The sequence below is a fragment of the Brevundimonas lutea genome, assembly GCF_003704105.1.
Lineage (GTDB): Bacteria > Pseudomonadota > Alphaproteobacteria > Caulobacterales > Caulobacteraceae > Brevundimonas > Brevundimonas lutea.
The window spans coordinates 457,122-469,023 of sequence record NZ_QUOQ01000002.1 but is presented as its reverse complement, the minus strand read 5'-3'; the positions used below and the strand labels follow the sequence as shown (position 1 = coordinate 469,023).

The window sequence follows — 11,902 nt, the reverse complement described above, 5'->3', positions numbered from 1 at the left end:
GGGAAAGGGCCGCAAGCTCTGGCGACGCCGCGTGACCGTTCAGTGAATCCTCAGGCGTTGTCGGCGGCGCCCAGCACCTGCCGGGCCAGGGCGCGCGTGACCGGCCGATGCGCGGCGTCCAGCGCCTCAACCACAGCCTCCGCCGCCTCGGCGGACCGGTCGATCCGCTTCAGCAGATAGGCGACGACCTCCTCCCCCGGCGTCATGCTGCGCCGAGCGAAGGCCGCTTCCAGCAGCACGGTCATCAGAACGTCGTCCGGCGCCGCGATCGCCGCAACCGGCGTGGCGTTCAGGCGCGAGCGCAGGTCCGGCACCGTCGTCTCCCACGTCGCCGGCGCGGTGCGCGACACCAGCAACAGCGCCCCGCCGCCGGACTGGGTCAGGTTGAACAGGTGAAACAGGCTTTCGTCGTCGGCCGCCTCGGCGACATCCAGCATCACCGGACGCCCCTCGATCTCCAGGGGATCGATCAGGGCCGCCTCGGCGCCGTGCAGCGGAACCGCCCCCACCCGCTCGGCCCAGTCCTCGGCCATCCGCGTCTTGCCGCAGCCCCTGGGTCCGACCAGCGCCAGTATGGCCCCAGGGGCTTGCGGAAACGTCTCCATCGCCGCCGCCGCCGCCGCGTTGCAGCCAGAAACGACCAGCGGCCGCGCGGCTTCGTTGCGCTCCAGCGGCAGACGCATCTGGGATTGGGGGGCCACGCTCATGCCCCTAGGGTTAGCAAGCGGCCGCGTCCTCACCTCAAGCGGGGTTCCACCACGCCCGGTGGGTAAGGGATTCGCCCCTGTGGAGAACTTTCCGCCTCAGTGTCCCGCGTGCTCGTCAGGCGCATCGGCGCCGACGCCCGGCGATCCCGGCCGTCCCCGACGCCCCGGCGCACCCGCCTGCCCCGGCACGCCCACCGGCGCCTCCAGCGTCACCGCTGCGGCCCGCTCGAACGTCAGGGTCAGCGGCAGGGACTGGCCGCCCTCCAGCGGCGCCGCCAGGCCCATGACCATGATGTGGTCACCGCCCGGGGCGAGTTGCGCGCCCTGACCGGCCGGCAGCGCCAGGCCTTCGGCCATCTCGCTCATCCGCATGATGCCGCCCTCGGTGCTCATGGAATGCAGCTCGACCGAGGCAGCGCTTGGCGACGAGACCGACACCAGCCGGTCCGGCTGGCTGGCCGTCAGGGTGGCGTAGCAGGCGGTCTGGCTCTGACCGCGCGGCGTTTCGCGGCACACCAGATCGGCGACCTCGACCACCGCCGGTCCCGCTTCGCCCTGCTGGCAGCCGGCGAGCAAGGTGGACGCGGCGAGCGCGACGAAGACGAAAGCGTGGCGGATCATGGGGCGACCTCCGGACGGGGACGATGAATCAGTCGGACCAGCCGGTCCACGCCAATCGCGGCGAGCAGCGACAGCCCGGTCAGGGGATAGAGAATAGCCAGCGGCAGGACGATGCCCAGCACCGCCGCCCGGACGCGCGGGCCCGGCGGCGCGGTCGGCGCGCCCAGCCCCGGTCGACCCGCCCGCCGTTTCCACCACATCACCCCGCCGCTGATCGCCAGCATCCAGATGGCGATACAGCCCAGCAGCATGACGATCCGGTTGGTCCAGCCGTACTGCGTCCCTTGGTGCACCGCGATGCCCCACTCGAAGGCCTGGGCCCCGGCGCCGAACTGAGCCCAGCGCGCATCGCCGATCACCGCACCGGTGCGGCCGTCGACGTACAGGCTGCGGGCGTCCTCGGCGCGTGTGGTCACCGGCGCCACCGTCCAGGCGCGCCCCGGATCGCCCGGGATCGACACCGTATAGGGTCGCGGCATCGCCTCGGCCTCCGCCGTGGCCACGACCCTGTCCAGGGACGGCGCCCCCTGGCCGTCGGCGCGCAGACCCACCCCCTCCATCGTCCAGCCCTGCCCGGCCGGTGCGTCGTGTCCGGCGTGGGACCAGGGATTGGCCGCCGGAGCGGGCGGCCGTCCCAGGCCGCTCTCGCGCATCTGGGTCAGGAACACATCGCCCCACACCGCCGACCACGGCATGCCGGTCACCGCCAGAAAGGCGATCACCGCCCCGGCGTAGAGCCCGGTCACCGCATGAAGATCGCGCCAGAACGGCCGGCGCCTCGGATCACCCGCGCGCGGCTTGGCCGTCGCCACGTCCCGCCCGCGCGGCCACCACAGATAGAGGCCCGTCGCCACCAGAATGATCGCCCAGCCGGCGACGATCTCGATCAGGATGTTGAACGGTCGGCCGAGGATCTCCAGGCTGTGCAGCCGCTTGACCGAGCCCATCACGCCGTCGCCGGTCACCGAGCCGATGACGCGGGCGTCATAGGGGTCGACGAAGGCGGTCCGGTCCCCAGCGTCCGTCCGCACCTTGACCTGCACGGCCCGATCCGGCCGGTCGGGCACGAACACCGAGGTCGCCGTGCCGCCCAGCCCGACCTCCGCAGCCGCCGTCCAGCGATCCGGCGACACGGTCTCGCCCCGCGCCTCGACCGCCGACAGCCCGCCGTACAGCGCGCCCTCGATCTCGGCCTTGAACAGATACAGCCCCCCGGTCAGGGCCATCAGCATCAGCACCGGCAGCACCATCAACCCGGCATAGAAATGCCAGCGCCAGACCGCGCGATAGGCGCCGGACAGGCCGGCTGTATTCGGTTTCGACATCGCCACCCCCTTAGAAGCTCAGCCGCACGCCGACATAGGCCGATCGACCCTCGCCGGGCGTGAAGACGTCGGTGGCCGCCACACGGGCGTCGGTAACCGCATTGGCGTTCGAGACGTAACGCTCGTCGGTCAGGTTGCGCAGATCGGCGAAGATCGCCACGCCGCCCGGCAGGTCGACCCCGGCGTTCAGCGACACCACGGTGTAGCCCGGATACTTCAGCGTATTGGCGAAATCGACGAAGACGTCGTTCGGAACCCACTCCACCGATGGCGCCACGAACCACCCCGCCGGGTGCTCGAACTTCAGCTCGGCCCGATAGGCGTGCTCCGGAATGATCGGCAACTGGTTGTCGCCATAGGTGGCGTCACCCTCGAAGAAGAAGTCCGACCAGGTCCAGGTCTGGCGCAACGTCAGCCGCCCCGGCGCCCCTTCCAGCAGCCGCCAGTCCAGCCCGGCCTCGATGCCCTGGTGCACCGTGTCCTCGGCGTTGAAGCTCAGCGCCGGATTGTTCGGGATGACCACATAGTTCAGCAGCTCGCCGTCGATGTGGGCGCGATAGGCGGCGATGTCATAGCGGAAGGCGCCGCGCTCTCCCCTCATCCCGATCTCGCCGGTCCAGGCCTTCTGGGCGTCCAGGTCGACGAACTGCGGCACGGGAGTCTGCACCAGTTCCAGGAAGGTCGGCGGCTCCACCGAGCGCGTCACATTGGCGTAAACCTGCGACCCGTCCGGATTCTCCCACAGCAGACCGACCCGGGGCGCAAACCAGTCGTAATCGCGCGTGGCGCTGTTGGCGGGGGCCAGCCGGTTGTCGACCTCCCGTTCGGCGCGTCCCCACGATCCGCCGCCGATCAGGGCCAGCCTGTCAGTCACGAACAGCCGCCCCTCGGCGAAAGCGTCCAGTCCGGTGGCGGTCTGGAGCGTGCTGCCGATCTGAAACCCCGGATTGCCGCCGCCGGTGTTCAGAAACACCGCGCTGTCGTTGTCGCCGGTCCGCACATAGACGCCGGCGAAGGCGTCGGCGCGCAGCCCCGCGATCTGACCGGTCCAGTCCAGTCGCCCAAAGCCACCCCAGAAGCGATAGTCGTTCTCCAGCACCACCGGCACCGGATGGAACAGGGCCTTATCCGCGACATAGGCGCCGCCCTCGAACACCAGGCTGTCGCTCAGCCGCCAGCGCGTCTGGGCCGTCACCCGCACCGACTTCACGTCCCGGCCGAAGTCCAGCTCCCGGACATAGGGATCCGGCCCGGTCGGATCGTTCAGCGCCTTGTCCAGCGACTGCGTGCCGGAGATGTCGAGATCCAGGTCGTTGGCCTGGACGATCAGCCGGACCTCGCGATCCTCGCCGAACCGCCGGCCCGCGCTGACGGTCAGCCGTTTCGAGTCCGAGTCCTGATGATCGAGAAAGCCGTCGCTGCCGCTCCAGGTCCCGGCCGCATAGAGATCCCAGTCGCCGTAATCTCGAGCCACCGCCAAGTGGGCGCGGCGCGTGGCGAACGAGCCGCCCTCCAGCCTCAGCAGATTGTCGTGACCGGCGTTTCGCCCGGTGGGGGTCAGCACATTGACCGCCCCGCCCAGGGCCGCGCCGCCGAAACGGATCGCGTTGCCGCCCTTGTACACCTCCGTATAGCGGGCGATCAGCGGGTCCAGCTCCTGGAAGTCGCCGAACCCGTCCGGTGCGCTGATCGGCACGCCGTCCTGGGCCAGCAGCACGCCGCGAAGGTGCAGGCTCTGGCCGATCCCCGAACCCCGGATCGATAGCCGCACCTCCTCGCCCCAGCGGCGCTGGGCGAAGACGCCGGGCACGTTGCGCAGGGTGTCGGACAGGGCCAGGGCGTAGCGGTCCTCATAGCTCTCGGCCGCGACGACGGCGACCGCGCCGGGCGTACGGCTGAGACGGGCTCGGGCCTCAGCCACGACGGGCGGATCGTCCGGATTGCGCGTGGCGGTGACGATGATGCTGTCCAGCTGGGTGACCGGACCCTCGTCGCTGCCGGTCTGGATTGGGGCGGTCTGGGCGAAGACGGGCGTGGCCGCGCACAGGGCGGCGAGCAGCGCCAGCGGCGCCGTGGACGTGCGGAAAGTCATGAGGAGAGGTGTTCCTGAACAAACGAAGGCGGCGCGCGAGCCGGGGCTCACGCGCGGGCGATGGCGTCGTTCAGGCGGGGGGTGGTGCGGTGGAGTGCGGCCGGGGCGGCGCGCGGGCCGGCGGCGGAACGCCCTCGGCCGAGGCGGGGATCAGGCTGGCGTGAATCACGGGCGACGGCGCGACGGCATCCACGACCGGCGGCAAGGGCGCGCCGAGACCGCCCAGCAGGGCCATGGCGCAGCTCAGGCTGCGCTCGGCCTCGTCGGCGGGATGTCCGTCCTCATCCAGGTCCAGTCGGTCGCCGGAACACAGGATGATGGCCTGCCCCGTGGCCGGAGAGGCCGCCACCGCCGCCGGCATCAGCGACCCGAACACGATCGCGAAGGTCGCCGCCAGGAAGGCCAGCGACTTCGACAACGACCAGACCTGAGGGCGTGCGGGGGTCACGAGACGCCCGCTAGCGGATATCGCCGTCCGCGAAAAGGCCGGGCGGCGCGGTTGCGATCTCGCGACCTACTCCGCCGCCGGCTGTTCGAACTGCTTTCCGTGCTCGGCCTGCTGATCCAACGTCGGCACGCCCGAGGCCAGCCGCACCGAGTCCGGAATGAGGTCGCGGTGATAGTCGCCCTGGCTGACCGGCTGCCCCGGAGCCGTCTGATACTGGGTGCCATAGACCTGGGATTGGCCGATCGCCTGCAGATAGCGGTCCAGGGTCGCCGCCGCGATCCAGGTCGCCTCGCCCTTGCCCATCCCGGCGGACGCGACGGCCAGGGCGTGGGCCAGCAGATAGTCTTCCGGCGTGTCGCCATGCTGGACGATGAAGGCCGCGCGCCAGTAGTCGTCGGCGCTGTTCACCCGGCCCTCGGCCATCAGTTCGCGCACGCGCTCGCGCCGGGCGCGGTCATCGGCCGCGAGGACGGACCAATCGATGGCGGCGCCGCCGGTTCGGCCCGCCTGGTCCGCCTCGAACATCTCCGCCAGTTCCTCATCGCTGGCGACATCCGGGCGATCGACATAGGTGCGGGTCGGGTCAAGATCGGGCGCCACCGCCAGAGCCGGCCTGGGCCGCATCAGCGGGATCGCCGGCGCATCCTCGGCGCCCGGGACCCGCAGTTCGGCGTGGTCTTCGCCGACCGCTTGCAGCCGATATTCCCGCCGGGTGTCGGCCTCGGGCGCTGCCGGATCGAAGACGGCGATGTGAACGCCGTCCGACGCCATCGCGACCGTTTCGACCCGCCGCTCGACCACCGGGGGCGTCGCCCCGACGACCCCGAGCGCGCCGCCGGACAGGGTCATGGAGAACCGCTCCGGCCGCGCCAGCGTGCCCTCCAGACCGCCCGCCTCATCGGCCGCCAGCCTCAGCACCATGACGTTACGGCCCTCGACATTGAACACCCAGTCCCCAGACAGGTCCTGGGCCGGCGCCGCCACGGGCGCGAAGGCCACCACCAGGGCGACCAGCAGGGCGGCGAGGCGTTGGAGCGCGGTCATCGGCGTATCCCCTTGGCGAAGCGTCGCCATTCGACATGGGGACGCCACGGCCAAGGTCAAATCGGGCGCGGCCCAGCCTGCCGAATCTTGACTTTCCGGGGCGATGATGCGCCCTAGCGCCCTCCCGATTTCGCGGCCTTTGCGGCCCTCTGCGCAAGACGATCCGATCATGCACGCCTACCGCTCCCACACCTGCGGCGCCCTTCGCTCGAGCGACGCCGGGAACGCCGTCCGCCTGTCCGGTTGGGTGCATCGCAAGCGCGACCACGGCGGCCTGCTGTTTATCGACCTGCGCGACCATTACGGCCTGACCCAGTTGGTGCTGCACCCCGAAACGCCGGGCTTCGACGTGGTCGAGCGGCTGCGCGCCGAGAGCGTCATCAAGATCGACGGCGAGGTCGTCCTGCGCGAAGGCTCGACCGTCAACGCCAACCTGCCGACCGGCGAGATCGAGGTCCGGGTCAAGGCCGTCGAGGTGCTGTCCGAGGCCGCCGAACTGCCCCTGCCCGTCTTCGGCGAGCCGGAGTACCCCGAGGACATCCGCCTCAAGAACCGCTTCCTCGACCTGCGCCGCGAGACCCTGCACAAGAACATCGTGCTGCGCTCGCGGGTCATCTCCTCGATCCGCAACCGCATGGTCGAACAGGGCTTCCTGGAATATCAGACCCCGATCCTGACCGCCTCGTCGCCTGAGGGCGCGCGCGACTTCCTGGTCCCCAGCCGCCTGCATCCCGGAAAGTTCTACGCCCTTCCCCAGGCGCCCCAACAGTTCAAGCAGCTGCTGATGGTCTCGGGCTTCGACCGCTATTTCCAGATCGCGCCCTGCTTCCGCGACGAGGACCTGCGCGCCGACCGCTCGCTGGAGTTCTACCAGCTCGACGTCGAGATGAGCTTTGTCACCCAGGAAGACGTCTTCGCGGCCATCGAGCCCGTCATGCATGGCGTGTTCGAGGAGTTCGCCGACGGCAAGCCGGTATCGCCCATCGACGGAACGCAGACCTTCATCAACGATTTCGGCGATGCGTTCGAGCACAAGGGCTTCGAGCGCCTGACCTACGCCCAGTCGATGGCCTGGTACGGCACCGACAAGCCGGACACCCGCAACCCGATCAAGATGCAGGTCGTCTCCGATCACTTCCGCGACGGCGGCTTCGGCCTGTTCGCCAAGATCCTGGGCGCGGACGAGAAGAACGCCGTCTGGGCCATTCCGGCCCCGACCGGCGGTTCGCGCGCCTTCTGCGATCGGATGAACTCCTGGGCGCAGGGCGAGGGCCAGCCGGGCCTCGGCTACATCTTCTGGTCCGACGACCAGGGCGCCTGGGGCGGCCCCATCGCCAAGAACCTGGGACAGGAGCCGACCGAGGCCCTGATGTCGTCGCTGGGCCTGGGCCAGGGCGACGCCGCCTTCTTCACCGCCGGCGACCCGGCCGTCTTCGCCAAGTTCGCCGGCCTGGCCCGCACCCGCGTCGGGACCGAGCTGAAGCTGATCGACGAGGACCAGTTCAAGTTCTGCTGGATCGTCGACTTCCCGATGTTCGAATGGTCGGAAGAGGAGAAGAAGGTCGACTTCTCCCACAACCCCTTCTCCATGCCCCAGGGCGGGCTGGAGGCGCTGGAGACCCAGGATCCCCTGACCATCCGGGCCTATCAGTACGACATCGTCTGCAACGGCTATGAGCTGTGCTCGGGCGCGATCCGGAACCACAAGGCCGAGATCATGCTCAAGGCCTTCGCCATCGCCGGCTATGACGCCTCGGTGGTCGAGGATCAGTTCGGCGGCATGCTGAACGCCTTCCGCTACGGCGCTCCGCCCCACGGCGGACTCGCGCCCGGCATCGACCGCATCGTCATGCTGCTGGCCAACCAGACCGCCATCCGCGAGGTCATCGCCTTCCCGCTGAACCAGCAGGGCGAAGACCTGCTGATGAACGCCCCGACCGAGGCGGCCGAGCGCCAGCTCAAGGATGTGCACATCCGGACCGCCCTGCCGCTGAAGGCCTGACGCGGCGCCTCTCCCTCCCCCTCACGGGGGAGGGTGGTCGCGCAGCGACCGGGTGGGGGCGCCCGCCACTAGAGCATTTGCAGGCTACTTGACCGGAAACGCGTCAAACGCTTGCACTGTCCGCTTGCGCACCCCGCTTATTGGGGGCAATTTGCTAGCATGAACAGCAAGCACCGAAAGACGCTTGCGGCGATCTTCGCCAATCCTGTGTCCGGTGGGCTCGCATGGGACGCAATCGAGCGACTGTTCCTGGCGGTCGGATGCGATGCCGTCGAAGGCGACGGCTCGCGAGTCCGCTTCGTCAAGAACGGCGTGGTGGGCGCATTTCACCGGCCGCATCCCGCCAAGGAGGCCAAACGCTATCAGGTTCGCGACGCGCGCGAATTCCTGTCAAAGCTGGGAATCGAACCATGACCAAGGCCAGCAGCTACAAGGGCTACGCCGCCCGCATCGAGTTCGATGCCGAGGACGAAATCTTCACCGGCCGCATCGTCGGCATCAACGATGTCGTGGGCTTTCACGCCGACACGGTCGAGGGTCTGAAGGCGGCGTTCCACGAGGCCGTGGATGACTATCTCGACGCCTGTAAGAAAATCGGCAAACGCCCGGACAAGGCCTATTCCGGCCAGCTCATGCTGCGCGTCTCGCCCGAAACCCACGGCGCCGCGGCCCGGGCTGCCGAGGTCTCCGGTGACAGCCTGAATGCCTGGGCGGACCGCGCGCTGCGCGAAGCGGCGCGAGCCGCCGGCTGACGCCTGTTCGCTTCGAACCCTACCCCTCGATCTCCACCACCTCGACCCGCGCGCCGTTCAGCACCAGGGCGATCTCGCCCCGCTTGAGCTTCAGCGCGTCCTCGCCGAACAGTCGGCGGCGCCAGCCCTTCAGGGCGTCCACGTCGGCCTCGTCGTCCATCGCGATCTTCTCCAGATCGGCGACGGTGGCGATCAGCTTGGGAGCCACGCCCTCATTGTCGGTCTTGGCCTTGAGCAGCACCTTCAGCAGCTCGACCACCGAAGGCGGCGGCGGCTGCGACGGGCGGGCCGGACGCTCCACGACCGGCGCGTGGCGCTCGGGATCGGCCAGCACCCGCTGCAGCTCGGCGATCAGTTCGGTCCCCAGCCGCGAGCCGCCGAACCCCTTGGGCACCGAGCGCAGACGGTTGAAGCCCTCCACATCTGTCGGCGCCTGGGTGGCGATCTCGTCGATGGCCTCGTCCTTGAGAATGCGGCCGCGCGGCTGGTCCCGCTCCTGGGCCGCGCGTTCGCGCCAGGTCGCCGTGGTCGTGAAGGCGGCCATGTAGCGCGGCGTCCATTTCTTGGGCTTGAGCCGGCGCCAGGCGTTCTCGGGGGTGGTGTCGTACAACGCCGGATCGATCAGCCCGGCCATCTCCTGCTGCACCCAGTCCAGCCGCCCGGCCTTCTCCAGCCGGTCGCGCAGCTTCGGATACAGCGCCGCCAGGTGGGTGACGTCGCCGATGGCGTAATCCAGCTGGTTCTGGCTCAGCGGCCGGCGCGCCCAGTCGGTGAAGCGGCTGCCCTTGTCCAGGTCGCGCTTCAGCATCTGGCGGACCAGCGAATCATAGGCGACCTGATCGCCGAACCCGGCCGCCATGCCCGCCACCTGGGTGTCGAACATCGGCGTCGGCATGGCGCCGAGTCGGTTGAAGATCTCCACGTCCTGGCGCGCCGCGTGAAACACCTTCAGCACCGAGGTGTCGCGCAGCAGGTTCAGGAACGGCGTCAGATCCAGCCCCTCGGCCAGGGGATCGATGATCCCCTCGTCCTCAAGCGACGCGGCCTGGATCAGGCACAGCTTGGGCCAATAGGTGGTCTCGCGCATGAATTCGGTGTCGACGGCGACAAACGGCGCGGTGGACAGGCGGGCGCAGAAGGCTTCCAGCGCCTCGGTTGTGGTGATCGGCGTCATTGAAATGCTATAGCCCGGCGCGCGCCCGTCATGGCAAGGGCGTCCGCCGATTCATGTTCATCTTTTCCAAGGCTGTGTCCGCATGTCCCAGGGTCCGACCGACACGACAGGCTCCCGGCCCAACGGCCTGACCTATGCCGACGCCGGGGTGGACATCGACGCCGGCGAGATGCTGGTCGAGGCGATCAAGCCCCTGGCGAAATCGACCCGACGGCCCGGCGCGGACGCCGCGCTCGGCGGCTTCGGGGCGTTGTTCGACCTGAAGGCCGCGGGCTTCCGGGACCCGCTGATCGTCACCACCACCGACGGCGTCGGCACCAAGCTGAAGATCGCCATCGAGACGGGTCGCCACGACGGCGTGGGGATCGACCTGGTCGCCATGTGCGTCAACGACCTGCTGGCTCAGGGCGCCGAACCCCTGATGTTCCTCGACTATTTCGCCACCGGCAAGCTGGAGATCGACGCCGCCCGCCGCGTCGTGGCCGGCATCGCCGAGGGCTGTCGCCAGGCCGGCTGCGCCCTGGTCGGCGGCGAGACGGCGGAAATGCCCGGCATGTATCAGGGCGGCGACTACGACCTGGCCGGCTTCTCGGTCGGCGCGGTCGAGCGCGACGCCGTCCTGCCCCGGCTGGACCGCCAGAATCCCGGCGACGTCATCATCGGCGTCGGCTCGTCCGGCCCCCACTCGAACGGCTATTCCCTGATCCGCAAGATCGTCGAACGCTCGGGCCTGGGTTGGGACGCCGACGCGCCGTTCGCCAAGGACCGATCCCTGGCCCAGGCGCTGATGGAGCCGACCCGCATCTATGTGAAGTCGGTGCTGCCGCTGATCCACCAGGGGCTGGTCAAGGGCGCGGCCCACATCACCGGCGGCGGGCTGATCGAAAACCCCGGCCGCTGCATCGCCGAGGGCCTGGAGGCGCGCTTCGACTGGAACGCCTGGCCCCTGCCCCACGTCTTCGAGTGGCTGGGCGAGGTCGGCGGTGTCTCGGACCACGAGCTGCGCCGCACCTTCAACTGCGGCGTCGGCTTCATCCTGGTGGTCGCTCCCGAAGATGTGGAGGCCGCCCTGGAAGGCCTGCTCGCCGCCGGCGAGACCGCCTTTGTCTGCGGGCAGCTGGCTCGGATTTGAACCCGGCCATGGCCAAGGCCCGGGTCGCCGTTCTGATCTCCGGCGCGGGCTCCAACATGGCGGCCCTGATCGACGCCGGTCTGGCGCCCGGCGCGCCCTATGAGGTCGTGCTCGTCCTCTCCAACCGTCCCGACGCCGGCGGCCTGGCCATCGCCGAGGCCAAGGGCGTGACGGCGCGCGCCATCGATCACCGCGATTTCTCCGATCGCGAGTCCCACGAACGCGCCCTCCACGCCGCCCTGGGCAAGGCCGATGTCCAACTGATCGCCCTGGCCGGTTACATGCGCCTGCTGACGCCATGGCTGGTGGATCGGTGGGAGGGCCGGATGCTCAACATCCACCCGTCCCTGCTTCCGCTCTATCCCGGCCTCGACACCCACGCCCGCGCCATCACCGCCGGCGACGCCGAGGCGGGCTGCACCGTGCACCGGGTCACACGGGGCGTGGACGAGGGCCCGATCCTGGGCCAGGCCCGCTGTCCCATCCTGCCCGACGACACGCCCGAAAGCCTGGCCGAAAGGGTCAAGGTGCTGGAGCACGACCTCTATCCCCGCTGCCTCGCGGACGCGGCGCGGGACCTTTCGCGCCCATAGAAAAAGCCCCCG

12 protein-coding genes are annotated in these 11,902 nt (G+C 69.6%); 5 read left to right on the top strand and 7 right to left on the bottom strand.

The annotated features are described in order from the left end of the window. Window positions 1-50: 50 nt before the first annotated feature. From EES48_RS02415 to EES48_RS14970, 6 genes are all read right to left on the bottom strand, one after another. Entirely contained in the window at window positions 51-707 is a 657-nt protein-coding gene (locus EES48_RS02415) for a P-loop NTPase family protein (RefSeq protein ID WP_122464773.1), read from the bottom strand. A 96-nt stretch (window positions 708-803) separates the two neighbouring features. After that, window positions 804-1,328 (bottom strand): copper chaperone PCu(A)C, encoded by a 525-nt coding sequence (locus EES48_RS02410; RefSeq protein WP_122464772.1) that lies wholly within the window; start codon window positions 1,326-1,328, stop codon window positions 804-806. Next, a complete protein-coding gene (locus tag EES48_RS02405) occupies window positions 1,325-2,653 on the bottom strand; it encodes a PepSY-associated TM helix domain-containing protein (protein WP_122465097.1) in 1,329 nt (442 codons plus the stop codon). The genes EES48_RS02410 and EES48_RS02405 overlap by 4 nt, the downstream gene beginning before the upstream one ends. Before the next feature lie 10 nt (window positions 2,654-2,663). Further along, window positions 2,664-4,745: a TonB-dependent receptor family protein gene (locus EES48_RS02400; RefSeq protein ID WP_122464771.1), complete on the bottom strand. Its 2,082-nt coding sequence runs from the start codon at window positions 4,743-4,745 to the stop codon at window positions 2,664-2,666. 70 nt (window positions 4,746-4,815) lie between these two features. Continuing rightward, a complete protein-coding gene (locus EES48_RS14710; protein WP_162997964.1) occupies window positions 4,816-5,193 on the bottom strand; it encodes a hypothetical protein in 378 nt (125 codons plus the stop codon). 66 nt (window positions 5,194-5,259) lie between these two features. Then, window positions 5,260-6,237 carry a hypothetical protein gene (locus EES48_RS14970; RefSeq protein ID WP_205679324.1) on the bottom strand — a complete coding sequence of 326 codons (978 nt, stop codon included), beginning with the start codon at window positions 6,235-6,237 and terminating at the stop codon, window positions 5,260-5,262. A gap of 169 nt (window positions 6,238-6,406) precedes the next feature. Here EES48_RS14970 and aspS point away from each other — a divergent pair, with 169 nt between their 5' ends. The 3 genes from aspS (at window position 6,407) to EES48_RS02380 (ending at window position 8,991) form a co-directional block, all read left to right on the top strand. Continuing rightward, window positions 6,407-8,239, top strand: a complete 1,833-nt coding sequence (gene aspS / locus EES48_RS02390) for an aspartate--tRNA ligase (RefSeq protein ID WP_122464770.1) — start codon at window positions 6,407-6,409, stop codon at window positions 8,237-8,239. Window positions 8,240-8,398: 159 nt separating this feature from the next. After that, window positions 8,399-8,653 carry a type II toxin-antitoxin system HicA family toxin gene (locus EES48_RS02385; protein ID WP_122464769.1) on the top strand — a complete coding sequence of 85 codons (255 nt, stop codon included), beginning with the start codon at window positions 8,399-8,401 and terminating at the stop codon, window positions 8,651-8,653. After that, complete coding sequence (locus tag EES48_RS02380; RefSeq protein WP_122464768.1) at window positions 8,650-8,991, top strand: type II toxin-antitoxin system HicB family antitoxin; 342 nt, start codon at window positions 8,650-8,652, stop codon at window positions 8,989-8,991. The genes EES48_RS02385 and EES48_RS02380 overlap by 4 nt, the downstream gene beginning before the upstream one ends. A gap of 19 nt (window positions 8,992-9,010) precedes the next feature. Here EES48_RS02380 and rnd read toward each other — a convergent pair whose 3' ends face one another. Continuing rightward, window positions 9,011-10,165, bottom strand: coding sequence for a ribonuclease D (gene rnd / locus EES48_RS02375; RefSeq protein WP_122464767.1), 1,155 nt, complete (start codon window positions 10,163-10,165; stop codon window positions 9,011-9,013). Window positions 10,166-10,247: 82 nt separating this feature from the next. On the opposite strand from rnd, the gene purM reads away from it, so the two are divergent. Together purM and purN are read left to right on the top strand one after the other, a co-directional pair. Next, window positions 10,248-11,297 carry a phosphoribosylformylglycinamidine cyclo-ligase gene (gene purM / locus EES48_RS02370; protein ID WP_122464766.1) on the top strand — a complete coding sequence of 350 codons (1,050 nt, stop codon included), beginning with the start codon at window positions 10,248-10,250 and terminating at the stop codon, window positions 11,295-11,297. An 8-nt stretch (window positions 11,298-11,305) separates the two neighbouring features. After that, on the top strand, window positions 11,306-11,890 hold the full coding sequence (gene purN, locus EES48_RS02365) for a phosphoribosylglycinamide formyltransferase (protein ID WP_122464765.1): 585 nt from the start codon (window positions 11,306-11,308) through the stop codon (window positions 11,888-11,890). The last annotated feature ends 12 nt before the right edge of the window (window positions 11,891-11,902 follow it).

Bases quoted from the DNA above. Each gene is read 5' to 3' on its own strand.
- EES48_RS02415 (WP_122464773.1), bottom strand. From the start codon at position 707: ATGAGCGTGGCCCCCCAATCCCAGATGCGTCTGCCGCTGGAGCGCAAC.
- EES48_RS02410 (WP_122464772.1), bottom strand. From the start codon at position 1,328: ATGATCCGCCACGCTTTCGTCTTCGTCGCGCTCGCCGCGTCCACCTTG.
- purM (WP_122464766.1), top strand. From the start codon at position 10,248: ATGTCCCAGGGTCCGACCGACACGACAGGCTCCCGGCCCAACGGCCTG.
- rnd (WP_122464767.1), bottom strand. From the start codon at position 10,165: ATGACGCCGATCACCACAACCGAGGCGCTGGAAGCCTTCTGCGCCCGC.
- aspS (WP_122464770.1), top strand. From the start codon at position 6,407: ATGCACGCCTACCGCTCCCACACCTGCGGCGCCCTTCGCTCGAGCGAC.
- EES48_RS02385 (WP_122464769.1), top strand. From the start codon at position 8,399: ATGAACAGCAAGCACCGAAAGACGCTTGCGGCGATCTTCGCCAATCCT.
- EES48_RS02400 (WP_122464771.1), bottom strand. From the start codon at position 4,745: ATGACTTTCCGCACGTCCACGGCGCCGCTGGCGCTGCTCGCCGCCCTG.
- EES48_RS02380 (WP_122464768.1), top strand. From the start codon at position 8,650: ATGACCAAGGCCAGCAGCTACAAGGGCTACGCCGCCCGCATCGAGTTC.
- EES48_RS14970 (WP_205679324.1), bottom strand. From the start codon at position 6,237: ATGACCGCGCTCCAACGCCTCGCCGCCCTGCTGGTCGCCCTGGTGGTG.
- EES48_RS02405 (WP_122465097.1), bottom strand. From the start codon at position 2,653: ATGTCGAAACCGAATACAGCCGGCCTGTCCGGCGCCTATCGCGCGGTC.
- purN (WP_122464765.1), top strand. From the start codon at position 11,306: ATGGCCAAGGCCCGGGTCGCCGTTCTGATCTCCGGCGCGGGCTCCAAC.